Origin of the sequence: Burkholderia pseudomultivorans (assembly GCF_001718415.1) — a bacterium.
Taxonomy (GTDB): Bacteria; Pseudomonadota; Gammaproteobacteria; order Burkholderiales; family Burkholderiaceae; genus Burkholderia; species Burkholderia pseudomultivorans_A.
The window spans coordinates 3935274-3958465 of sequence record NZ_CP013378.1 but is presented as its reverse complement, the minus strand read 5'-3'; the positions used below and the strand labels follow the sequence as shown (position 1 = coordinate 3958465).

The following is a 23192-nucleotide window of genomic DNA, read 5'->3' as shown; positions in this document are numbered from 1 at the left end:
TCCGTGACGTGGATTGTAGTGCGCGCGCTTGACGACGGAATGAAAAATTAAAGCGGCCGCGAACGCAAGGTTCGCGGCCGCCTACAGGGTGCTGCTGACGGCTGTTGTCAGCGTTGCCGACATCAGCCGGGGCGATGCACGCTTCAGCGCAACGCGTCGATCAGCTTCTCGAGCTTCACCGCATCGGCGGCGAATACGCGAATGCCTTCGGCGAGCTTTTCCGTCGCCATCGCATCGTCGTTCAGCTGGAAGCGGAACGATGCCTCGTCGATCGCGACGCGCTCGGTCGGCTTGTCGTGCAGCGCGTCCGGCGACAGCTTGCGCGCGACCGCGTCATTGCTGTCCTGCAGCTTCTGCAGCAAATCGGGACTGATCGTCAGCAGGTCGCAGCCCGCCAGTTCGGTGATCTGACTGGTCGTGCGGAAGCTCGCGCCCATCACTTCGGTGGCGTAGCCGAAGGTCTTGTAGTACGTGTAGATGCGGCGCACCGACTGCACGCCCGGATCGTTCGCGCCGCCGTTCTTCGTTTCGTCCCAGTCGGCGCCGGCCTGCTTCTTGTACCAGTCGTAGATGCGGCCGACGAACGGCGAGATCAGCTGCGCGCCGGCTTCGGCGCACGCGGCGGCCTGCACGAGCGAGAAAAGCAGGGTCATGTTGCACTTGATCCCTTCCTTCTGCAGCACCTCGGCCGCGCGGACGCCTTCCCACGTCGACGCGAGCTTGATCAGGATCCGTTCGCGGCCGATGCCGGCCGCTTCGTACAGCTTGATGAGTTCGCGACCCTTGTCGATCGAGCGTTTCGCGTCGAACGACAGGCGCGCGTCGACTTCGGTCGACACGCGGCCCGGGATCAGCTTCAGGATCTCGGTGCCGAATGCAATCAGCAGGCGATCGATGATGACGTCGTTGCTTTCGTTGCGATGATCGCGGACGGTTTTCTCGAGGATCGGCTTGTACGCGTCTTTCTGCACGGCCTTCAGGATCAGCGACGGGTTCGTGGTCGCATCCTGCGGCTGGTATTGCGCGAGCTGCTGGAAATCGCCCGTGTCGGCGACGACGGTCGTGTACTGCTTGAGCTGGTCGAGTGCGGTAGTCATGGCGATTCGGGAGGAGGGCGCACAGGCGCCGGGTTCTCACGGGCCGCGCGAACGCGGCGGCGAAGCGAGGCGACGCCATGCGCCGCCTTCGATCCACTATTTTAGGCCCGATTCGTGTCGAGCACCTTTTCGCGCATCGCGCCTACGCGGCGGCGCGTCACGGCGCGCGGCGCGCGTTCAGGATCACCTGCGTGACGATGCCGGCGACGAGCCCCCAGAACGCCGAGCCGATCGACAGCAGCGTGAGGCCCGATGCGGTGACCATGAACGTGACGAGCGCGGCCTCGCGCTGCTTCACGTCCTGCATCGCATTCGCGAGCCCGCTCATGATCGAGCCGAACAGCGCGAGCGCGGCGACCGACACGACGAGCGCCTTCGGCAGCGCCGCGAACAGCGCGGCGATCGTCGCGCCGAAGATCCCCGCGATCAGGTAGAACGTGCCGCACCACACGGCGGCCGTGTAGCGCTTCGTGCGATCCTCGTGCGCCTCGGGGCCGGTGCAGATCGCGGCCGTGATCGCCGCGAGGTTCACGCCGTGCGAGCCGAACGGCGCGAGCAGCAGCGACGCGAGGCCGGTCGTCGCGATCAGCGGCGACGACGGCGTCTGGTAGCCGTCCGCGCGCAGCACCGCGATGCCCGGCACGTTCTGCGACGCCATCGCGACGACGAACAGCGGAATGCCGATGCTGACGATCGACGCGATCGAGAAGGCGGGCATCGTGAACACGGGATGGGCGAGCGCGATATGGAAGCGGCTGAAGTCGAGCAGGCCGAGGCCGCCCGCGACCGCGGTGCCGACGATCAGCGTCGTGACGATCGCATAGCGCGGCGCGAGCCGCTTGACGATCAGGTACGTGAAGAACATCGCGAGCACGAGCGCGGTCTGGAACTGCGCGGCGCGGAAGATCTCGATGCCGATCTCGAACAGGATGCCCGCGAGCAGCGCGGCGGCGATGCCGGCCGGGATCCGGCGCATCAGCGTGTCGAACAGGCCGCTGACGCCGACGGCCGTCAGCAGCACCGCGCACACGACGAACGCGCCGATCGCCTCCGCGTACGGCACGCCGGGCAGCGACGCGATCAGCAGCGCGGCGCCGGGCGTCGACCACGCGACCACGACGGGCGCGCGAAAGCGCAGCGACAGGCCGATCGTCGTCAGCGCCATGCCGATCGACAGCGCCCAGATCCACGACGAGATCTGCGCATCGGTGAGGTGGGCGGCGCGCCCGGCCTGGAACATCAGCACGAGCGAGCTCGTATAGCCGGTCATCATCGCGACGAAGCCGGCGACGAGCGCCGAGACGGACGTGTCGGAAAAGAAGCGGCCGCCGGCGCGGTCCGCGCTCGCGGTGGGCGAAGGGTTCATGCTATCTCCGGGACGGGCCGCTCGACGGCGGCCTCGTATCTGCTGGTTGGGGATTCGTTACTTGCTCAGGGCGCGCATCGCGGTTTCGAGGCCCGCGAGCGTGAGCGGATACATGCGCTGGCCCAGCAGGTCGCGAATGATCGCGACCGACTGCCGGTATTCCCATAGCCGCTCGGGCTCGGGATTCAGCCATGCATGATGGGGGAACTGGTCGGCGAGGCGGCGCAGCCAGACGGCGCCGGCCTCCGCGTTGTTGTACTCGACCGAGCCGCCCGGCTGCAGCACCTCGTACGGGCTCATCGTCGCGTCGCCGACGAAGATCAGCTTGTAGTCGGGCGTGAACTTGTGCAGCACGTCCCAGGTCGCGGTGCGCTCCGCGTGGCGGCGCCGGTTGTTCTTCCACAGGTGGTCGTACACGCAGTTGTGGAAGTAGAAGAACTCCAGATGCTTGAATTCGGCCTTCGCGGCCGAGAACAGCTCTTCGGTGCGCTTGATGTGGTCGTCCATCGAGCCGCCGACGTCGAGCAGCATCAGCACCTTCACGTTGTTGTGGCGCTCGGGCACCATCCGCAGGTCGAGCCAGCCCGCGTTCGCGGCCGTGCTGCGGATCGTGCCGGGCAGGTCGAGCTCCTCGGCCGCGCCTTCGCGCGCGAAGCGGCGCAGCCGCCGCAGCGCGACCTTGATGTTGCGCGTGCCGATTTCGACCGAATCGTCGTAGTCGCGGTAGGCGCGCGCTTCCCACACCTTCACCGCGGTGCGGTTGCCGTTCGACGGGCCGCCGATGCGCATGCCTTCCGGGTTGTAGCCGCCATGGCCGAACGGCGACGTGCCGCCGGTGCCGATCCACTTGTTGCCGCCTTCGTGCCGCTCCTTCTGTTCGTCGAGCAGTTCCTTCAGGCGCTCCATCAGCTTGTCGAGGCCGCCGAGCGCTTCGATCTGCGCCTTTTCCTCGGGCGACAGCTCGCGCTCGAGGCGCTTTTCGAGCCAGTCGAGCGGCACGTCGAACGCATCGGACGGCAGCGCGGACACGCCGTGGAAGTACGCGCCGAAGGCCTGGTCGAACTTGTCGAAGTACTGCTCGTCCTTGACGAGCGTCATGCGCGCGAGGAAGTAGAACGCGTCGATCGACGGCTCGATCAGCCCGGCCTTCAGCGATTCGAGCAGCGTCAGGTATTCCTTCACCGAGACGGGCAGCTTGGCCGCACGTAGCGCGTAGAAGAAATTGAGCAGCATGGCCGGGCCTTTGCGGAAGGGGGGATTACCGGTTGTGCCGGTTCATGTAGACGAGCCGCTCGAGCAGGTTCAGGTCCTGCTCGTTCTTCAGCAGCGCGCCCGCCAGCGGCGGCACGATCTGCTTCGCGTCGGCGCCGCGCAGCGCGTCGGCCGGGATGTTCTCGGCGAGCAGCAGCTTGAGCCAGTCGAGCAGTTCGGACGTCGACGGCTTCTTCTTCAGCCCCGACACGCCGCGCAGCTCGAAGAAGCTCTCGAGCGCCGCATGCAGCAGTTCCTCGCGGATGTTCGGGAAGTGGACCGCGACGATCTTCTGCATCGTCGCCGGGTCGGGAAACTGGATGTAGTGGAAGAAGCAGCGGCGCAGGAACGCGTCGGGCAGCTCCTTCTCGTTGTTCGACGTGATGATGACGAGCGGGCGGTGCTTCGCGCGCACGGTCTCGCGCGTCTCGTACACGTGGAATTCCATCCGGTCGAGCTCGCGCAGCAGGTCGTTCGGGAACTCGATGTCGGCCTTGTCGATCTCGTCGATCAGCAGCACGCTCGGGCGTTCGGCGTCGAACGCCTGCCACAGCACGCCCTTGACGATGTAGTTCGCGATGTCCTTCACGCGTTCGTCGCCGAGCTGCGAATCGCGCAGCCGCGACACGGCGTCGTATTCGTACAGGCCCTGCTGCGCCTTGGTCGTCGACTTGATGTGCCATTGCAGCAGCGGCATGTCGAGGGCGGCCGCGACTTCCTCGGCGAGCATGGTCTTGCCGGTGCCGGGCTCGCCCTTGATCAGCAGCGGGCGTTGCAGCGTCAGCGCGGCATTGACCGCGAGCTTCAGATCGTCGGTGGCGACGTAGTGCGAGGACCCTTCGAAACGCATGGCGGCGCTCTTCTCTGTCGGGAAAAAATCCCAGTATAAGTCAGAAGGGCTGTCGGGTTCGGCGTGGCCCGCGTATCGTTGCGGGGCTGCGGCGGGGCGGACCGGGGCGCCCATATGGACGCGTTCCCCGCCGGCGCGGTACAATCTGGCCGTTTTTTTTGGCCTGCGTGGCGACCGACAAGCAAAACGGCGCGGGCCGTTGCCGCTTCGGCGCCAGTTTCCCCTCAAGCTAGGTTACAAGAGCTATGAACAAATTCGTCGGCAAACACGTCGTTGTCGCAGCGCTCGTGGCGCTCGCGGGCAGCGCGCAGGCGGCCGGTGTGGTCGGCAACCCGAAGGACGGGGCGAGCAAGGCCGCCATGTGCATCGGTTGCCACGGCATCCAGGATTACCGCGCGGCGTATCCGGAGGTCTACCGGGTGCCCGTGCTCGGCGGCCAGAACCAGCAATACCTCGAGAACGCGCTGAAGTCCTACCGCAAGAAGGATCGTCACTTCCCGTCGATGAACGCGATCGCCGGCTCGCTGACGGACCAGGACATCGCCGATCTGGCGGCCTACTACGCCGCCCAGAAGGTCGACTCGAAGGACAATCCCTACAAGTAAGCGCGCGCCGCTGATCTCAGCAGCGGGACAGGAGCATTCATGAACAACGCATTCAAGACGGCGGCGGCGATTGCGGTCGCGGCCGGCCTCGCGATCGGCACCGCGCATGCGGCCGATCTGGCGAAGGGCAAGGACCTGGTCGAATCGCACAACTGCGCGGCCTGCCACGGCGCCAAGCTGAACCAGCCGATCAACGCCGAGTATCCGCGCCTCGCGGGCCAGCACGCCGACTATCTCGTGTGGGCGATGCGCCAGTACCAGATGGGCCTGACGAACCCGCTGCTCGGTCGCAACAACGCGATCATGCAGGCGCAGGTGCAGAACCTGTCGGTCAGCGACATGAAGGACATCGCGGCCTACATCGAGTCGCTGAAGGGCGACCTCGTGTTCAAGAAGTAAGCGCGCCGGGCCTGCGGGCCCGTGCAGCGGAAATACCCCGCCGAGGCGGGGTATTTTTTTGCTCGCGCGCGGTGGCGGCGCGGCGGCGCCGCGCCCGTGTGCGTGCTGCGGCTCAGTCGCGCGACGCGCGGCGCAGGATGCGCTGCAGGTATGCGTCGGTATCGGGCGGCGTGTTGGTGCGCTGCGCTTCCCAGATCGTTTCGCCGAGGCATTCCATGATCGCGTGCTGCGCGTCGTGGGTCGAGCCGAGCTTTGCCGCGAGCTTGTCGTGCGCGGCGCGGATCCCGGGCGGCTGGTCGATCGACAGCTGCTCGCTGATCGCCAGGTGCATCGACAGGTGCAGGAACGGGTTCGTGCGGCCTTCCTCGGGCGTGTAGCTGCGCGCGGCCGCACCGTCCGCGTCCGCGAGTTCGGCGTGGTATTCGGGGTGCTCGACGATCCAGTCGGCGGCCATCGCTTCCAGCGGCGTCAGGATCTCGCCGGCGCGCTGCTTGCGCCAGGTCTCGGTGAAAAAGCGACGGACTTCGTCGCGACTCGGATTGAACATGGTGGGGAACGTCGTGATTCGCGCGGCGTCATGCCGCGTCGCGCATTGTACGCCGGGTCGGCGCACGGCGCTGGCGCCGGCCGTGCGGGGCCGCGCCCCGGCGCGCTGCGGCGTGAACAACGGCCTAGGCCCGCGGCCCGACTCCCGCTACACTCCGACGGTCTCCATCGTCCCGTCTTTCCCGTTGCCGCGCATCGTGCGTGCCCGTACCGCCATGACCGTCGCCACCCGCTCGTCTTCCGCCGCGCTGCAGGGCGCACTCTACGTCGCGTTGTCCGCCGCCGCGTTCGGCGCGATGGCGATCTTCGGCCGCTATGCGTATGCGGCTGGCGTCGACGTGCTCGGCCTGCTGATCGTGCGCTTCGCGATCGGCGGCGCGATCCTGGCCGCGATCGCGCGGCGCCGCGGCGTCGCCTGGCCGCGCGGCCGGGCGCTGATGCCGCTCGTCGCGATGGGCGCGCTCGGCTACGTCGGGCAGTCGTTCTGCTATTTCAGCGCGCTCCAGCACGCGCAGGCGAGTCTCGTCGCGCTGCTGCTGTACCTGTATCCGGCGTTCGTCACGCTGCTTGCCGCGTGGTGGCTCGGCGAGCGGCTCACGCGCGCGAAGGCCGTCGCGCTCGTGCTGTGCGTCGCCGGCTCGGCGCTGATGGTCGGCGGCGGTCACGGCGAGCCGCTCGGCATCGCGCTGGCGCTGGCCGCCGCGGTGATCTATTCGCTGTATATCGTCGGCGGCACGAAGGCGACGCGCGGCATCGATCCGCTCGCGACCACCGCGATCATCTGCCTGTCGGCGACCGCGACGCTCGTCGCGATCGCCGTCGTGCGGACCGCGGCGTTCGGCGCGCCGCCGCGCTGGCCGGCGAACGCGGGCGGCTGGGCCGCGATGCTCGCGATCGCGCTCGTATCGACGGTCGCGGCGATGCTCGCGTTCTTCGCGGGGCTGCAGCGGCTCGGGGCCGCGCGCACGTCGATGCTGTCGACGCTGGAGCCGGTCGTCACGGTCGCGCTGGCCGCGCTGCTGTTCGGCGAGGCGCTGTCGCCGCTGCAGTGGGCAGGCGGCGTCGCGATCCTCGCGGCCGTGCTGGCGCTGGTGCGCGCGGGCGGTGCGGCGGCCGACGACGCGACCGCGACGTCGAATGCATAGCCGGTCGGGAAGGGCGCGGGGCCGGTTCGGGGAACCGGACCTCCCCGGCGCGCGGATGCGTTGCCCGGGCGCCCGCCAGGCGGGGCGGTTCGCGGGGCCCCGTTGCGGGCGCCGGGATCGATCGGGTTCGCGCGACAGCCCGTCAACCGGCGCTGCCGGCTTATTCGTTGGGCGGCGGCGTCTTCGGCCGGAATTCGCACAGCGGCTCGATCGCGCAGTGCCAGCATTCGGGCTTGCGCGCCTTGCACACGTAGCGGCCGTGCAGGATCAGCCAGTGGTGCGCGTCGTGCAGGAATTCCTTCGGCGTGAACTTCTCGAGGGCGGCCTCGACGGCCCGCACATCCTTGCCGGGCGCGAGCCCCGTGCGGTTCGCGACGCGGAAGATATGCGTGTCGACCGCGATGGTCGGCTGGCCGAACGCGGTGTTCAGCACGACGTTGGCGGTCTTGCGGCCGACGCCGGGCAGGCTTTCGAGCGCCTCGCGGTCGGCCGGCACCTCGCCGTCGTAGCGGTCGAGCAGGATCCGGCAGGCCGCGACGACGTTCTTCGCCTTGGTCCGGTAGAGCCCGATCGTCTTGATGTAGTCGGCGACGCCTTCCTCGCCCAGCGCGACGATTTGTCGCGGGGTGTTCGCGACCGGGAACATCTTGCGCATCGCCTTGTTGACCGACACGTCGGTCGCCTGCGCGGACAGCATGACCGCGATCAGCAGCTCGAACGGCGTCGAGTATTCGAGCTCGCTGGTCGGATGCGGATTGAGGCTCTGCAGCGTTTCGTAGATCGCGCGTCGTTTGCTGGCGTTCATGGAGCGTTCTTGTCGGGCGGCGCAGACGGGCCGGGGTCGTCCTGGTCGTTGGCGGCGGGGGCGTCGTCGCCGGATGCCGGGCCGGCCGCCTCCGCATCGCGCGCGGCCCGCTGTTCGGCGAGCCGCTTGCGGCGCGCTTCGGCCGCGTCGATCTGCGCCTGCACGGCCGCGCTCACGCCTTCGGTGTTCTTCGGCGCGGCGCCCTGCGACGCGAGTTCTTCCTTCTTCTTGCGCGCGCGTTCGAGTGCGGCGGCGATGATCGCGCGTTTCTTCGCGGCGGCATCGTCCTCGGCGGCCGGTGCGGCGGCTTGTTCCGCGCCCGTCTTCGCGGCGCTTGCGCTGGCGGCGCGCCGTGCGGCGGCGCGCGCCTCGGCCGCCTCGCGCTCGCGGCGCTGGCGGGCGAGACGCCGGTCGTGGCGTTCGCGCGCGGCATCGGCCTGCTCCTGCGTCCACGCGTCCCAGCCGGTGCGCTCGCCGGTGACGGGCACCATCGCAATGCAGTCGACCGGGCAGGGCGGCACGCACAGGTCGCAGCCGGTGCACAGCGATTCGACGATCGTGTGCATCTGCTTGGGCGCGCCGACGATCGCGTCGACCGGGCAGGCCTGCATGCACAGCGTGCAGCCGATGCAGAGGCTTTCGTCGATGAAGGCGACCGCGCGCGGATGTTCGCTGCCGTTGACGGGATTCAGCGGAATCACCGGCTTGCCGAGCAGGCCCGCGAGCCGCGCGATGCCTTGGGCGCCGCCGGGCGGGCACTGGTTGTAGTTCGCGTCGCCGGCGGCGATCGCCTCGGCGTACGGACGGCAGCCGTTATAGCCGCACTTCGTGCATTGGGTCTGGGGAAGCAGATCTTCGATGCGATCTGCGAGTGTCTTGGAATCGGTCACGGTGACAACGGGCGCTGCGGCGCCGAATGGCTCTCGGCCGCAGCGGGTGCGGCCGGAAAGGTTTGCCAAACCCAGATTATCGCCGATTTCCCGCATTGCGCTGGACGCCGTCTGTGCGCATAATCAAACCGCTTTTTTGCAGGAGCGCAGCAGGAGGGCGGCCGCACGCGGCGCGTCCGTTCCACGGCGGCCGGCGCCGAGGCGGTGGGGGTGCCGGTCCGGATCACGCGGCTCACATAGCAAAACGCCACCATGAATCAGCCAAAAATCAAAAGAGATCCTGAAGGTACGCGCCGTCGCATTCTGATGGCGGCAGCCGAAGAATTCGCGAGTGGAGGGCTGTTCGGTGCGCGCGTCGACCAGATCGCGCGGCGGGCCGAGACCAACGAGCGCATGCTCTATTACTACTTCGGCAGCAAGGAGCAGCTGTTTACCGCCGTGCTCGAACACGCGTTCTCCGCGCTCACCGAAGCCGAACGCGTGCTCGATCTCGATGGCGTCGCGCCCGTCGAAGCCATCACGCGGCTTGCGCATTTCGTTTGGGACTACTATCGCGACCATCCCGAACTGCTGCGGCTCATCAACAACGAGAACCTGCACGAAGCGCGCTACCTGCACAAGTCGACGCGCATCCGCGAGATGATGTCGCCGATCGTGTCGATGCTCGCCAACGTGCTGACGCGCGGCCAGAAGGCCGGGCTGTTCCGCAGCGACGTCGATCCGCTGCGCTTCTACGTGACGCTGTCCGGGCTCGGCTACTACATCGTGTCGAACCGCTTCACGCTCGCCGCGACGCTCGGCCGCGACTTCAGTGAAGCCGACGAGCGCGCGGAAATGGTCAGGATGAACACCGAGGTGCTGCTCGCCTACCTGCTGCGGCGCTGAACGGGTGCAGCCCGAAGCGCCACGGCTCGCGCAGAAACGAAAACGCCGCCGTGCTGTGCGCACGGCGGCGTTTTTTCGTCGGAACGCGGCGCGTCAGGCCGCCTTGCGGGCGCGCACGGGTTTCGCACGCGTGCCGGCCGCGCGTTTCGCGGCGGGGGCGGCCGCCTTGGCGGGCGCCGCGGCCGGCGCTTTCACGCGCGTGCGCTTCGCGGCGGTGGCGCGGGCGGTTTCGGCCTGCGCCTTGTCGGTGGCCGGCACGGCCGCGAGCGTCTTGGCCGCCGGTGCGTCGGGGCGGTCCTTGGCTGCGCCGGGCTTCGGCTCCGGCGCATGCTCGCGGATGAAGTCGCGCAACTGCGGGTAGATGATGGTGCGCCAGCGGCGGCCCGAGAAGATCCCGTAGTGGCCGCACTTCTCGGCGGTCAGGCTGCGCCGGTGGTCCTGCGGGATGCCGGTGCACAGTTCGTGCGCGACGTGCGTCTGGCCGCTGCCCGAGATGTCGTCGAGCTCGCCTTCGATCGTCATCAGCGCGGTGCGCCGGATGTCCTGCGGACGCACGAGTTCGCCGCCGACTTCCCACGTGCCTTCGGCGAGCCGGAATTCCTGGAACACCACGCGGATCGTCTCGAGGTAATACTCGGCGGCCATGTCGAGCACCGCGTTGTACTCGTCGTAGAAGCGGCGGTGCGCTTCCGCGTCTTCCTCGTCGCCGCGCAGCAGGCTCTGGTAGAAGTCCCAGTGCGATTGCGCATGGCGTTCCGGGTTCATCGCGACGAAGCCCGTGTGCTGCAGGAAGCCCGGATACACCTGGCGGCCTTCGCCCGGATAGTTCGCCGGCACCGTGTGGATCACGTTGTTCTCGAACCACGACAGCGAATGCTGCGTCGCCAGCGAGTTCACCGACGTCGGGCTGCGGCGCGCGTCGATCGGGCCACCCATCATCGTCATCGTGAGCGGCGTGTCCTCGCCGCGGCTCGCCATCAGCGAGATCGCCGCGAGCACCGGCACCGTGGGCTGACACACCGAGATCACGTGCAGGTTGCGCGCGCCGATATGGCGGATGAATTCCTGGATGTACGCGATGTAGTCGTGCAGATGGAACGGACCGGTCTCGACCGGCACCATCCGCGCATCGATCCAGTCGGTGATGTAGACCTTGTGATCCTGCAGCAGCGTGCGCACGGTGTCGCGCAGCAGCGTCGAGTGGTGGCCCGACAGCGGCGCGCAGACCAGCACGGTCGGCTCGTCCTTCAGCTGCGTGACGGCATCGGCATCGTCCGAATAGCGTTTGAAACGCAGCAGCCGGCAGAACGGCTTCTCGATGATCGTCTGCTCGACGATCGGGATGTTGTGGCCGTCCTTGACGATCTGGTGAAGGTTGAATTCCGGCTTCTCGTAATCCTTGCCGAGCCGGTACAGCAGCTCGTAGGCGGCCGCCATGCGCGGCGCGCCGGGCATCAGCGAGAACGGGCTGGACGGGTTGGCGAACGATTTCGATGCAGCCTGGGCCCAGGCCGTGAGCGGGCTCAGCATCGCTCGCTGGAATTCGTGCAGTTGGTAAAGCATGCAGGCTACTCCCGCGTGGGGGACGGTGCGCAATGGCGGCGTGGGGCGTCGCCGCGTGCCGTGTGGGTCAGCGGCCGGCCATGTTGCAGTGCGGCCGGACAATCGCGTCGATCATATCGGACAACGATCGGTGGTGCAATGCAACATTTCCCCGATATTTCATCAAATTTTTGCGATTTGACGTTCTCTGACCAAGCTGCGCAGGCCGGTTTCAGCGTCCCGTGGCCACGGCCGGCGCCGGCTGGCCCGCCGCGCGCGCCATTGCATCTTCATGGTGCATGAGGTTCATGGCCGTATGCACGAGCGCGACGTGCGAGAACGCCTGCGGGAAATTGCCGACGAGGCGCCCCTCGACCGGATCGTACTCCTCCGCGAGCAGTCCGAGGTCGTTCGACAGCGCGAGCAGCCGGCCGAACAGCCGGTGCGCATCGTCGATCCGGCCGAGCAGCGCGTAATTGTCGACGAGCCAGAAGCTGCATGCGAGAAACGTGCCTTCGCCGGGCGGCAGGCCGTCGTTGTACTCGGTCGTGCGGTAGCGCATCACGAGCCCGTCGTGCAGCAATTCGCGCTCGATCGCCTCGACCGTGCCGACGATGCGCGGGTCTTCCGGCGGCAGGAAGCCGAGCAGCGGCAGCAGCAGCACGCTCGCGTCGAGCTCGTCGCTGCCGTAGCTCTGCGCGAACGCCTGCTTCTCCTCGTGCCAGGCCTTCTCGCACACGTCCGCGTGAATCCGCTCGCGCATCGCGCGCCAGCGGTCGAGCGGGCCGGACAGGCGGAACATCTCGGCCGACTTGATCGCGCGGTCGAACGCGACCCACGCCATCACCTTCGAGAACGTGAAATGGCGGCGGCCGCCGCGCGTTTCCCAGATGCCTTCGTCGGGCTCCTGCCAGATCTTCTCGAGATGATCGAGCAGCGCGCATTGCACCGACCACACCGTATCGTCGGCCTGCAGGCCGCCCACGCGCGCGAGGTGCAGCGCGGCCATCACCTCGCCGAACACGTCGAGCTGCAGCTGGTTCGCCGCGCCATTGCCGACCCGCACCGGCTTCGAATCCTGGTAGCCGGGCAGCCAGTCGAGCTCCATCTCCGGCAGCCGGCGCTCGCCGGCGATCCCGTACATGATCTGGATCTGCTCGGGCGAGCCGGCCATCACGCGGCCGAGCCAGGCGCGCCACGCGCGCGCCTCGTCGTAGTAGCCGCCGCGCATCAGCGCGAGCAGCGTGATCGTCGCGTCGCGCAGCCAGCAGAAGCGGTAGTCCCAGTTGCGGTTGCCGCCGATCTTTTCCGGCAGCGACGTGGTCGGCGCGGCGACGATGCCGCCGGTCGGCTCGTACGCGAGCGCCTTCAGCGTGATCAGCGAACGGCGCACGGCGGCCGCGTAGCGGCCCTGCACCTGGCAGCGGCCCGACCATTCGAGCCAGTAGTTCTCGGTGCGCGCGAGCATCGACAGCGGATCGCGCGCGGGCGGCAGACGCAGGTGCGACGGTGCGTAGCCGAGCGAGAACGGCACGCGTTCGTCGGCGCTTACCGTGAATTCGGCGAGCGTATGCAGGTTCTTGCCGGTGAGCGGCACCGGCGTGCGCAGCACGACCGTGTCGGGGCCTGCGATCGCCTTCATGCCGTCCTCGCGCGCGAGCTGCGTGACCCACGGGATCGAGAAGCCGTAGTCGAAGCGCAGCACCAGTTCCATGCGCATCTTCATCGTGCCGCGCCGGCCGACGACGATCCGCACCAGCTCGGACCAGCCGTTGCCGGGCGGCATGAAGTCGACCACGGTCACGGCGCCGTCGGCGCTCTCATAGTCGGTTTCGAGAATCAGCGTGTCGCCGCGATAGCGGCGGGTCGTGTGCGTGATCGCGGCGTCGGCGGCCGGCGCAAGCAGCCAGCGGCCGTGCTCGGGCGTGCCGACGAGTGCCGCGAAGCAGGCCCCCGAGTCGAAGCGGGGCCAGCACAGCCAGTCGACGGAGCCGTCTTTTGCGATCAGCGCGGCCGTGTGGCCGTCGCCGACGAGGGCGTAGTCTTCGATCAGGGCGGGCATGGGCGGCGGTCCTTGGATATCGAGTTCACAATGCGGACTACGGCGAGCGGGCTTCACGCCCGAGCGCCGCGGCCCGTATACTCGGCCGGGCGGCGGAGCGCATGAACGGCCGGCGTTTCGTCCTATCTCAACACTTGAAGCGACTCGACGCAAGGAGGATTCAATGCCCAACCGTTTACGCGAGCATGACGCCCGCGCTTCGACACGAGGGTTCCCGCTTAGGTTCGCTCACTGGATGAAAGGTTTCGCGATCGTGCTTTCGCTGTCCGCGACCCATGCATTTGCGCAGCAATCGCCGGCATCGGCCGACGGCGTCTACAACCTGCTGGTCGGCACCTATACCGGTGGCGGCAGCGACGGGATCTATGTTTACCGTTTCGATACGAAAACCGGCAGCGTCGCGCCGGTGTCGTCGGCGAAGACGGTGAACCCGTCGTACCTGTTGCCTAGCCGCGACGGTCAGACCGTCTACGCGGTCAACGAGCTGCCCGGCGACAACGGGCCGGCCACCCAGCGCGGCGGCATCAGCGCATTCCGCTTCGACGCGAGGACGGGGGCGCTCACGTTCATCGACCGCGTTTCTTCAGAAGGGAACGATCCTTGCTATCTCGCGCTGTCGCCGGACGGCAAATACCTCGTGACGGCCAATTATTCGGTCGCGGCGGATCCGGGCGGCAGCTTCGCGGTGTTCCCGATCGGCAGCGGCGGCGCGGTCGGGCCGGCCGTGCTGACCGTGCACCATGAAGGCACGGGGCCGGTGAAGGGCCGTCAGGACGGCGCGCACGTGCATTCGACGGTGTTCTCGCCGGACGGCCGCTATCTGTTCGTGCAGGATCTCGGCACCGACAAGATCTACGGCTACCGCTACACGGTGGACGGCAGCCGCGGCCTGGTCAGCCCGACCGACACGCGCTACACGCCCGTGAAGGCCGGCTCGGGGCCGCGTCACATGGTATTCAGCGCCGACGGCCGGTTCGCGTACGTGACGAGCGAACTGAACGCGTCGGTGGAGGTGTTCGGCTATCACGACGGCAAGCTGACGCCGGTCGAGACGGTGCCGATGACGGCGCCGGGCTTCAAGGGCAAGGTCGGCGGCGGCGCGATCCATCTGTCGCCGGACGGCCGGTTCCTGTACGCGAGCAACCGCGGCGACGCGAACGACATCGTGATCTACGCGGTGAACCGGGCCGATGGTCGGCTGAAGACGGTCGGCCGCCAGTCGAGCCTCGGCCGGACGCCGCGCGAGTTCCTGATCGACCCGACCGGCAAGTGGCTGATCGTCGGCAACCAGGACAGCGATACGTTCTACGTGTTCAGCCGCGACGTCGATACCGGCCTGCTGGGCGCCAATCCGCAGAAGGTCTCGGTCGGCAAGCCGGTCGATTTCAAGCTGGTGGGGGTGCCGCAGTAAATGAAAAGGGCGCGGCGGATGAACCGCAGCGCCCTTCGTGTTTCGCGAGGCCGGCGACGCGCGCCGGTTTCGCGGGTTCCGGTTGCGGCCGATCGCAGAGTATCGGCCGATCGGTCGCTCAGTCCGCCGCGGCCGGCACGAGCACCTCGCGACTGCCGTTGATGCCCATCGACGATACCAGCCCGGCCGCTTCCATCTGCTCGACGAGACGCGCGGCGCGGTTGTAGCCGATGCGCAGCTGCCGCTGCACCGACGAGATCGACGCACGCCGCGTGCGCACGACGAAGGCGACGGCTTCGTCGTACAGCGGATCGGCTTCCGCGTCGGGCGCGTCGCCGAACAGGTCCTGCGTCGCGCCGTCGGCCGCGGGGCCGTCGAGAATGCCTTCCTCGTACTGCGGCTCGCCGAACTGCTTCAGGTATTCGACGATCCGGTGCACTTCCTCGTCGGCGACGAACGCGCCGTGCACGCGCTGCGGATAGCCGGTGCCGGGCGGCAGGAACAGCATGTCGCCCTGGCCGAGCAGCGATTCGGCGCCCATCTGGTCGAGAATCGTGCGCGAATCGATCTTCGACGACACCTGGAACGCGACGCGCGTCGGGATGTTCGCCTTGATCAGGCCGGTGATCACGTCGACCGACGGACGCTGCGTGGCTAGGATCAGGTGGATGCCGGCCGCGCGCGCCTTCTGCGCGAGGCGGGCGATCAGCTCCTCGATCTTCTTGCCTGCGACCATCATCAGGTCGGCCAGCTCGTCGATCACGACGACGATCAGCGGCAGCGTCGACAGCGGTTCCGGATCGTCCGGCGTCAGCGAGAACGGGTTGCCGATCTTCTTTTCCTTCGCCTCGGCGTCGCGGATCTTCTGGTTGAAGCCCGCGAGGTTGCGCACGCCGACGGCCGACATCAGCCGGTAGCGCTTCTCCATCTCGCCGACGCACCAGTTCAGCGCATTCGCGGCGAGCTTCATGTCGGTGACGACCGGCGCGAGCAGGTGCGGAATCCCCTCGTAGACCGACAGCTCCAGCATCTTCGGGTCGATCATGATGAGGCGCACGTCGTCGGGCGTCGCCTTGTACAGCAGCGACAGGATCATCGCGTTGATCGCGACCGACTTGCCCGAACCGGTGGTGCCGGCCACGAGCATGTGCGGCGCCTTCGCGAGATCGGTGACGACCGGATGACCGGTGATGTCCTTGCCCATCGCGATCGTCAGCTGCGACGCCGAATGCTGGTACTGGCGCGACTCGAGGATCTCCGACAGCCGGATCATCTGGCGTTTCGCGTTCGGCAGTTCGAGGCCCATGCAGGTCTTGCCGGGAATCGTCTCGACGACGCGGATCGACGTGAGGCCGAGGCCGCGCGACAGGTCCTTCATCAGCCCGACGATCTGGCTGCCGCGCACGCCGAGCGCGGGCTCGATCTCGAAGCGCGTGATCACGGGGCCGGCCGACGCGCCGACGACCGTCACCGGCACCTTGAATTCCTGCAGGCGCTGCTCGATCACCTGGCCGGTCTGCGCGAGATGTTCGTCGCTGATCGTCTCGATGTCGTCCGACGCAGGCTCGAGCAGGTCGAGCGTCGGCAGTTCGACGTCGAACGACGCGGGCGCGTGGAATTCGAATGCATTCGGGCGCGGCTGGCGGGCCGGGGTGTCGGGTGCGGTGGGCGCAGCGGGCAATGGCGCGGCGGCTGCGGTGTCGGCGCTCGGGGCGGCCGTTGCCGGCGCGGTCGAGTCGACGGATGCGGCAGCGGCGACCGGTGCGACGACCGGCGGCGCGGGCGGGTTGGTGCCGGGAACGGTCGAAGCCGGCGCGGCCACGACGAATGCGGGCGCAACGGCCGTGGCGGGGGAGAGCGGTGACTGTGGCGCTGGCGATGCGATGGACGGGGCCGGTACGCCATGCGGCACGGATCCGCTGGATGCGGCTGACGGGGCGCCTGGCGTGGATCCGTAGGTCGCTGCCGCGGCGGTGTTCGACGCGGTGCCGTTTGCAGGCGCGAGGGCGGGGCTGGCCGCTGTCGTGAACGACGTGGCGGGCGCCGCGGAGAGCGCGGTTGCTGCGGCAGGCGTTGTCGATGCGGCCGGTACGGCAGCCGGAGCGGTCGTCTCGACGCTCGCGGGCGTGACCGGTGTGCCGGTGGGTACGGTCGGCACGGCAGGGCTGCCGGAAAGCGTCGCCGTGGGGGCTGCCGGCGACACGGGCGCGGCAGCCGGCGCGAGAGCGCCGGCGGTCGTGCCAGTCGTCGTCACGGGTGAGCTGGTCGCCGAGTGAACGGAAGCCGACGTTCCCGTCGTCATCGGAGCGATCGCGGCGGGAGCCGCGACGACAGGTGCATCGATTGCGGTTCGCGTCGTTTCGGTCGCGGCGGACGGCGTAGCGGTAGCGGGGATGTCGGCCACGCGATTCGACGGAACGGCTGGTGCCGGCGTCGCCGCTGCGGGATGAGCGGATACCGCGCCGCTCGATTGCGCCGTCGGAGGGGCGATCGTCGCGGAGCGTGTCGGCGCGACGGCCGACGGCTGATGCGTGGACATGGTCGTGCCGCTTGCCGCGGTCGGCGCAGCAGTCGGTGTGTGCGTCGCGGTATCGGCGATCGGCGCTGCCGAAGGCTGCAGGGCTGTCGAACCGGGCAGCGCGTTCGCTGACGCGGGAGCGAAGGCCGCAGGCGCCGGCGATTGCGAAACCAAGCCGGACGCGGCGCGCGCGACGCCAATGGCCGCGGACGTGCCGGCGAGCGTCGACGAAGCTGCTGTCGGCTGGACCGAAGCCGGTGCCGAACCCGCGGCGCCACCGGACGATGGCACGCGAACGGTCTGCGCGGCGGAAGCCGACGGCTGCGCGATCGTATCGGCAGCCGTACGCGCGACGCCGATCGGCGACGATTCAGCGCTCGATGCCGATGCGCTCGCCTGCGCGAACGAACCGGATGCAGCCGTCGCCGCGCCGAGAGGGGAGGTCGTCGCGGCTATCGACGCGGCGGATGCCGGTACTGGCGCAGCAGAACCGGTCGAGGACGTTGCCGCCTCATCGGACGTCGCCGTAATGGATATGGTGTTCGCGGCCGGTGCAGGTGCTGCGGAGCCGGGAGCGGACACCGTCGAGCCGCCGGACGAAGGCGTCGCAGCACTGGGCGCGCTGTTCGCGGCCGGTGTCAGTGCCGCAGAGCCGGAAGTAGACGCTGTCGAGTCACCGGGCGACAGCATCGCCGCAATGGGGGCGGTGCTCGCAGTCGATGCCGGCGTCGCGGGGCCGGAAGCAGACCCGGTCGTAGCAACGGGCGCGCCGTTCGCTGCGGAAGCCAGAGGCGTCGAACCACCGGATGCGGCGTCGGCAGGCGACGGCGTGGCGGCGATCGTCGCGGCCGAGAATGGTTGAGCCACCGAGGATTTGGGCGTCGATGCGACCGCGGTCACGCCCGAAGCGGGCGCCGGCTTCGCAGCCGACTGCACGCTGTCCTGCATCGACGATCCGGCATCGGCGACGGGCTTCGTCACGACGCTTCCTGCTGCCGCAGGCTCGACGGTTTCCGCCGCGGGATCGGCTGCTACCGCCACTGCTGCGATCGAAGCGGCGCCGCGCACCGCCTTCGCCGATGTCTCACCGATCGACGAAGCGGGAAGGGGCGAGACCGGCCCGGCCGGTGCGGCGACAGGCTGCACGCCGCCCGCGTTCGATTCCGCGCCGAGAGAATTCGACTTCCCGTTCCCGTCTTCCGATGCCGTGCTATCGGTTTCCGCCGCACGCTCGACGGTGTCGACCGACGAAGCCGATGCCGGCGCGATACCGTCATGTCGATTCGCGTCAGCTTCCGGCTGCGCGATTTCGACGGAGGGTCGCGACCCGGCCGCAGTCGCGGGCCGAGCGTCGGCCGCGGCCGGCGACAGCGCATCAGACGAACCATCACGCGACCCGCCGAACGCGGCGACCGACTGACCGGCAAAGTCTTCCCACGGCGCAAGCGCGATCGCCGCATCGGGCGCGGACGCCGGCGCGACGTCGAACGTCGGCACGGCAGGCGCCGCAACGCTGTTGTGCATCTCGTTGTCCGCGTGCGACGCAAATGCGTGAGGACCGACGGCGCTGCCCGACTGTGCATCTTGCGCGGCCATCCCGAACGTCGTCGCCGTACCTGCGCCGATCGTCGAAGCGAGGCCGTGCGGTTCAACCGGCGCGAACGCATCCAGCACGATCGGTGCATCGTCGTCGTGCGCGGTCGGCGCCGCCTCGCGCACGACCGTTTGGTCGCCACGATGCGCGGCATGGTCGGAAATGCCGGAAACGCTCGCGTCCGATCCGGTGGCGGAAAACGGCGCGGCCATGCCGTTCCCTGCGGCAGCGATCCCGGCCACGCCGGCCGCCGCCGCGCCGGCGGCGTCGCCGGGCTGCTGCGCGCCGGCCATCGCGGCCCATTGCGCGGTGCTCGCCTCGATCGAGCGGAGCGTTTCATGGACGCTTGGCGCCGGCGAGATCGGCGTCGCCGGCTTTTCCGCCCACGCGTAGAGCGGCGCGCGCTTAGGCGGCGGTGGCGTCACCGTGCGACGGCGCGACGGATCAGAAGCCGTGCCGGCCGGCACGATTCCGCCGACCGGCCGCACCGGCGGGCGCGGCTGCGTCGCGGGAGCGGGGCGGGGCGTGACGGCCGCGCGGGGCGCAGCCGGCTGTTTGTTGAGCGCAGCGGCGGCAACCGGCCGCGCGGCGGTCGGCCGAGGCCGTACCGGCTCGAAGCCGGCCGGCAGCGGGGCCGGATCGGGGCGCGGCACCTGCGCGTTCGCTGCGGCGCGCGCGAGGCTGGCGGTGCTGCCGGTCGTCGGCGGCGGCATCGCGCCGGTCGTGACGGGGACGGACGGCGGTGGCGGCGTGCGACCGGCCGGTGCCGACGGCTTCAGCCAGCCGGAAGGCGCGACGGGCTCGACCGGCGGACGCGGCGCGGTCTTGCGGCGCGGCTGCGGCCGTGCCTGCGGATCGGGCTTCCACAGCGTCGGGCGCGCATAGCGGCCGTTCTGTCGCGGCGCCATCGAGTTGACGGTGTGCGCGGTGGTCGGCTGCACGATGTCGTCGTCGCGATGCAGCGCGCTGCGCGGCAGGTCGGCGATGCCATGCGCATCGTCGTCGCCGCGGTCGCGCGACAGCTTGACGCCGAACGACGTGTCGACCCACGCGGCGAACTGCCGCCAGCCGATGCCGGTCAGCCAGGGCAGCCCCGCGAACAGCAGCACGACCATCGCGACCGGCGTGCCGACCGGGCCGAGCACGTGCGCGAAGCCGGCCGCGAACGCATGACCGAGCGCGTTCGTGTCGGGGCCGGAGAGTGCACTCGTCAGCGTGCAGCTCGCGACGAAGACGGCCGCGAAGCCGAGCCACAGACGGATCGACCCGCGGCCGGCGAGCCCGCCGCCGCCGGGCAGCATGGCCTGCACGAGACGCCAGAAGAGAAGGAGGAACCAGACGGCGGAGACGCCGAACCAGCCGAAAACAACCGTGTGCATGCTATGAAACAGGAATGAGGCGGGGAGCGCGACGCGCGACCCGCCGAGTTTAACCGGCCGACGAACAAGACTCTAAGACAAGGCGGCGCAAATATCGGTTTCACGCCGCGCCATGCGTGCGACGCGCAGGGAGAAGGCGGCCGGTCGGCCTTCGCGCCGCGCGCGGTTTCGGCGCTTCAGGGGCCGCGGCGCGTGAAGGTCAGCGTCGCGCCGGCTTCGGTCACGATCTGCAACTGCTGCGGGTCGCGCATCTGCACGCCGGTCTTCGCGATGTGCGCGAGCGCGTCGAGGTACGCGCGTTCGAGCTGACCGCCGAGCGTGTTCGGGCACGCCATCCGCGTGCCGGCGAGCGGGCCGAAGCTGAGCAGCCCGTTCTTCACGTTGTAGGCGCCCATGTAGCGGTTGCAGCCGGCGAACCCGCTCGCGCGCCGGATGCCCGACTGCGTCGACAGCTCGAGCTTGATCGGCTCGCCGTTGTCGCCGTGAGGGACCGTGCGCGACGTGCCGTCGGCGTTCTGCCAGCTCGTGAGTTCCCAGCTCGTGTCGTCGAGCAGCTGGACGGCGGCGGGGTTGTACGGGTCGGGTGCGGGGGCGGCGGAATCGGGGTGGGTCGGCATCGCGCAGGCGGCGAGAAGCGTGGCAAGCGTCAACGCGCAAAGCGGCGCGCGCAGCGGGCGGAGCAGGCCGTTGCATGCGCGGGCGGTGGCGGACAGGTGGGACATGAGCCTCGTTCCTCATCGGATTCTGAACAAGGCGTAAGAGTAACGCACCCGCCCCGCGCGAGCGAGCCGACACCGTGCGCATGAAAACGTTCGCAGCCCGCCTGCGCGCCGGGCGCGGCGGCGCGACGAAACGCGTCGGACCGGCCCGTGCGCGCGTGTTAACATCGAAGCCGTTTCGATCCTCCAACAGAAAGAAGCGGGAAATCACATGCAGATCGGTCAGCGGCTCGGGACGCCGCTTTCTCCGTCGGCCACGCGCGTCATGCTGCTCGGCGCCGGCGAACTCGGCAAGGAAGTCATCATCGCGTTGCAGCGGCTCGGCGTCGAAGTCGTCGCGGTCGACCGCTACCCGGACGCGCCGGGCCACCAGGTCGCGCACCGCGCGCACGTGATCGACATGACGGACGGCGCCGCGCTGCGCGCGCTCGTCGAGGCCGAGCGGCCGCATCTGATCGTGCCGGAAATCGAGGCGATCGCGACCGACGCGCTGGCCGCGATCGAGGCGGCCGGCCTCGCCGAAGTGATTCCGACCGCGCGCGCGACGCAGCTCACGATGAACCGCGAAGGCATCCGCCGCCTCGCGGCCGAGGAGCTCGGGCTGCCGACGTCGCCGTACGCGTTCGCCGAATCGTTCGACGCATTCGCGGCGGCCGTCGCGAAGATCGGCATGCCGTGCGTCGTGAAGCCGGTGATGTCGTCGTCGGGCAAGGGGCAGTCGGTCGTGCGCACCGACGCCGACATCAAGCCCGCCTGGGATTACGCGATGGCCGGCGGCCGCGTGAACCACGGCCGCGTGATCGTCGAGGGCTTCATCGATTTCGAATACGAGATCACGCAGCTGACGGTGCGCGCGATCGACCCCGCGACGCTCGACACGCGCACCTGGTTCTGCGAGCCGGTCGGCCACGTGCAGGTGGCGGGCGACTACGTCGAGTCGTGGCAGCCTCAGCCGATGAGCGCGGCGGCGCTCGCGAAATCGCGCGAGATCGCGCACAAGGTGACCGAGGCGCTCGGCGGCCGCGGGCTGTTCGGCGTCGAACTGTTCGTGCGCGGCGACGACGTGTGGTTCTCCGAGGTGAGCCCGCGCCCGCACGACACGGGGCTCGTCACGCTCGCGTCGCAGCGCCAGTCGGAGTTCGAGCTGCACGCGCGCGCGATCCTCGGGCTGCCGGTCGATCCGACGCTCGGCTCGCCGGCCGCGTCGGCCGTGATCTATGGCGGGCTCGACGAGCGCGGCATCGCGTTCGAAGGCGTGCGCGACGCGCTTGCGGTGCCGGGCGCCGACCTGCGGCTGTTCGGCAAGCCGGAAAGTTTTGCAAAGCGGCGCATGGGCGTCGCGCTCGCGACCGGCGCGACCGTCGACGAAGCCCGTGAACGCGCGAAGCGCGCCGCCGCGGCCGTCCGACCCGTGTCGGGCCGCTGAGCAACCGGGAGAGGACGAGATGACGTCGATGCTGTTGCGAATCGGGAAGCTGGGCGCCGCGCTGGCGCTCTTCGCCGGGCTTGCCGGCTGCGGCCTGGCGGCCGCGCCGTGCCGGGTCGCGTCGGCGGGGCTCAAGATCGTGCCGCTCGTCGGCCATGTCGCCGCCGCGCCGACCGATGCCTGCGCGGACGTCATCGATCCCTGATCCCGTCGAACCCGACCAAGAACAACCGCGCGCCGCGAGCGGTGCGCATCCACACCCGTCTCGTGAGAGGACCTGCATGATTCGCCAGACCCTTGCCGCGCTCGCGCTGGCCGGCACCGCCGTTTCCGTCGCGCACGCCGCGCAACTGACCGTCGAGGAGATCGACGCCGATTCGCGCCAGAACGCCGTCTACCAGTGCGCGAACCAGACGCAGCCGGTGCGCGTGTCGTACTGGCTCGCGGGCAACGGCCAGAGCTTCGCGCTGGTGCCGGTCAACGGGCAGCGGCTGCTGTTCGTCGATACCGTGTCGGCATCGGGCGTGCGCTATCAGGCCGGCCGCTATACATGGTGGACGAAGGGCAAGGAAGCGACGCTGCGCGACGAAATCGCCGACCAGAAGTCGCCGCCGCTGCTCAGCGACTGCGTGCAGGTCGAGAAGAAAAAGAAGAAGGGCTGATCGACCGCGCGCAGCGGCCCGAGAAACAGGGTTGGAACAC

Annotated in this window: 19 protein-coding genes; 8 read left to right on the top strand and 11 right to left on the bottom strand. The window is 69.1% G+C overall.

Annotated features, from left to right (window positions below; genetic code table 11):
• Positions 1–143: 143 nt before the first annotated feature.
• The 4 genes from tal to WS57_RS30575 form a co-directional block, all read right to left on the bottom strand.
• The gene (tal, locus tag WS57_RS30590) at positions 144–1097 is read right to left on the bottom strand and encodes a transaldolase (RefSeq protein WP_069245254.1); all 954 of its coding nucleotides are present in this window, start codon (positions 1095–1097) and stop codon (positions 144–146) included.
• A 157-nt stretch (positions 1098–1254) separates the two neighbouring features.
• Positions 1255–2463 carry a benzoate/H(+) symporter BenE family transporter gene (locus tag WS57_RS30585; protein ID WP_009688328.1) on the bottom strand — a complete coding sequence of 403 codons (1209 nt, stop codon included), beginning with the start codon at positions 2461–2463 and terminating at the stop codon, positions 1255–1257.
• Between the two features lie 57 nt (positions 2464–2520).
• On the bottom strand, positions 2521–3696 hold the full coding sequence (locus WS57_RS30580) for a vWA domain-containing protein (protein WP_009688327.1): 1176 nt from the start codon (positions 3694–3696) through the stop codon (positions 2521–2523).
• A gap of 25 nt (positions 3697–3721) precedes the next feature.
• The gene (locus tag WS57_RS30575; protein ID WP_009688326.1) at positions 3722–4564 is read right to left on the bottom strand and encodes an AAA family ATPase; all 843 of its coding nucleotides are present in this window, start codon (positions 4562–4564) and stop codon (positions 3722–3724) included.
• 245 nt (positions 4565–4809) lie between these two features.
• Here WS57_RS30575 and WS57_RS30570 point away from each other — a divergent pair, with 245 nt between their 5' ends.
• Positions 4810–5169, top strand: a complete 360-nt coding sequence (locus WS57_RS30570) for a c-type cytochrome (RefSeq protein WP_006398704.1) — start codon at positions 4810–4812, stop codon at positions 5167–5169.
• 39 nt (positions 5170–5208) lie between these two features.
• Entirely contained in the window at positions 5209–5568 is a 360-nt protein-coding gene (locus WS57_RS30565) for a c-type cytochrome (protein ID WP_009688325.1), read from the top strand.
• Between the two features lie 112 nt (positions 5569–5680).
• Here WS57_RS30565 and WS57_RS30560 read toward each other — a convergent pair whose 3' ends face one another.
• Complete coding sequence (locus tag WS57_RS30560; RefSeq protein WP_059479082.1) at positions 5681–6115, bottom strand: DUF1841 family protein; 435 nt, start codon at positions 6113–6115, stop codon at positions 5681–5683.
• Positions 6116–6329: 214 nt separating this feature from the next.
• On the opposite strand from WS57_RS30560, the gene WS57_RS30555 reads away from it, so the two are divergent.
• Entirely contained in the window at positions 6330–7259 is a 930-nt protein-coding gene (locus WS57_RS30555) for a DMT family transporter (protein WP_059519605.1), read from the top strand.
• A 160-nt stretch (positions 7260–7419) separates the two neighbouring features.
• Here WS57_RS30555 and nth read toward each other — a convergent pair whose 3' ends face one another.
• Together nth and rsxB are read right to left on the bottom strand one after the other, a co-directional pair.
• Positions 7420–8064, bottom strand: coding sequence for an endonuclease III (gene nth / locus WS57_RS30550; protein ID WP_069245253.1), 645 nt, complete (start codon positions 8062–8064; stop codon positions 7420–7422).
• Positions 8061–9050: an electron transport complex subunit RsxB gene (rsxB, locus tag WS57_RS30545; protein WP_059519582.1), complete on the bottom strand. Its 990-nt coding sequence runs from the start codon at positions 9048–9050 to the stop codon at positions 8061–8063. Before rsxB ends, nth begins: the two co-directional genes overlap by 4 nt.
• Before the next feature lie 156 nt (positions 9051–9206).
• On the opposite strand from rsxB, the gene WS57_RS30540 reads away from it, so the two are divergent.
• Positions 9207–9839 (top strand): TetR family transcriptional regulator, encoded by a 633-nt coding sequence (locus WS57_RS30540; protein WP_009687728.1) that lies wholly within the window; start codon positions 9207–9209, stop codon positions 9837–9839.
• Positions 9840–9932: 93 nt separating this feature from the next.
• Here WS57_RS30540 and WS57_RS30535 read toward each other — a convergent pair whose 3' ends face one another.
• Both WS57_RS30535 and WS57_RS30530 read right to left on the bottom strand, forming a co-directional pair.
• Complete coding sequence (locus tag WS57_RS30535; protein ID WP_040127904.1) at positions 9933–11402, bottom strand: polyhydroxyalkanoate depolymerase; 1470 nt, start codon at positions 11400–11402, stop codon at positions 9933–9935.
• Between the two features lie 211 nt (positions 11403–11613).
• The gene (locus WS57_RS30530) at positions 11614–13443 is read right to left on the bottom strand and encodes a glycoside hydrolase family 15 protein (RefSeq protein WP_040127903.1); all 1830 of its coding nucleotides are present in this window, start codon (positions 13441–13443) and stop codon (positions 11614–11616) included.
• Positions 13444–13606: 163 nt separating this feature from the next.
• Here WS57_RS30530 and WS57_RS30525 point away from each other — a divergent pair, with 163 nt between their 5' ends.
• The gene (locus tag WS57_RS30525; protein WP_155774378.1) at positions 13607–14854 is read left to right on the top strand and encodes a lactonase family protein; all 1248 of its coding nucleotides are present in this window, start codon (positions 13607–13609) and stop codon (positions 14852–14854) included.
• Between the two features lie 118 nt (positions 14855–14972).
• On the opposite strand, the gene WS57_RS30520 is transcribed toward WS57_RS30525, so the two are convergent.
• Both WS57_RS30520 and WS57_RS30515 read right to left on the bottom strand, forming a co-directional pair.
• Positions 14973–20345: a DNA translocase FtsK gene (locus WS57_RS30520; protein ID WP_069245251.1), complete on the bottom strand. Its 5373-nt coding sequence runs from the start codon at positions 20343–20345 to the stop codon at positions 14973–14975.
• A gap of 176 nt (positions 20346–20521) precedes the next feature.
• On the bottom strand, positions 20522–21067 hold the full coding sequence (locus WS57_RS30515) for an META domain-containing protein (RefSeq protein WP_009689221.1): 546 nt from the start codon (positions 21065–21067) through the stop codon (positions 20522–20524).
• 208 nt (positions 21068–21275) lie between these two features.
• Here WS57_RS30515 and purT point away from each other — a divergent pair, with 208 nt between their 5' ends.
• From purT to WS57_RS30500, 3 genes are all read left to right on the top strand, one after another.
• A complete protein-coding gene (gene purT, locus WS57_RS30510; protein ID WP_009689220.1) occupies positions 21276–22490 on the top strand; it encodes a formate-dependent phosphoribosylglycinamide formyltransferase in 1215 nt (404 codons plus the stop codon).
• 19 nt (positions 22491–22509) lie between these two features.
• A complete protein-coding gene (locus WS57_RS30505) occupies positions 22510–22695 on the top strand; it encodes a DUF6726 family protein (protein WP_009689219.1) in 186 nt (61 codons plus the stop codon).
• 76 nt (positions 22696–22771) lie between these two features.
• A complete protein-coding gene (locus tag WS57_RS30500) occupies positions 22772–23152 on the top strand; it encodes an MliC family protein (RefSeq protein WP_009689218.1) in 381 nt (126 codons plus the stop codon).
• The last annotated feature ends 40 nt before the right edge of the window (positions 23153–23192 follow it).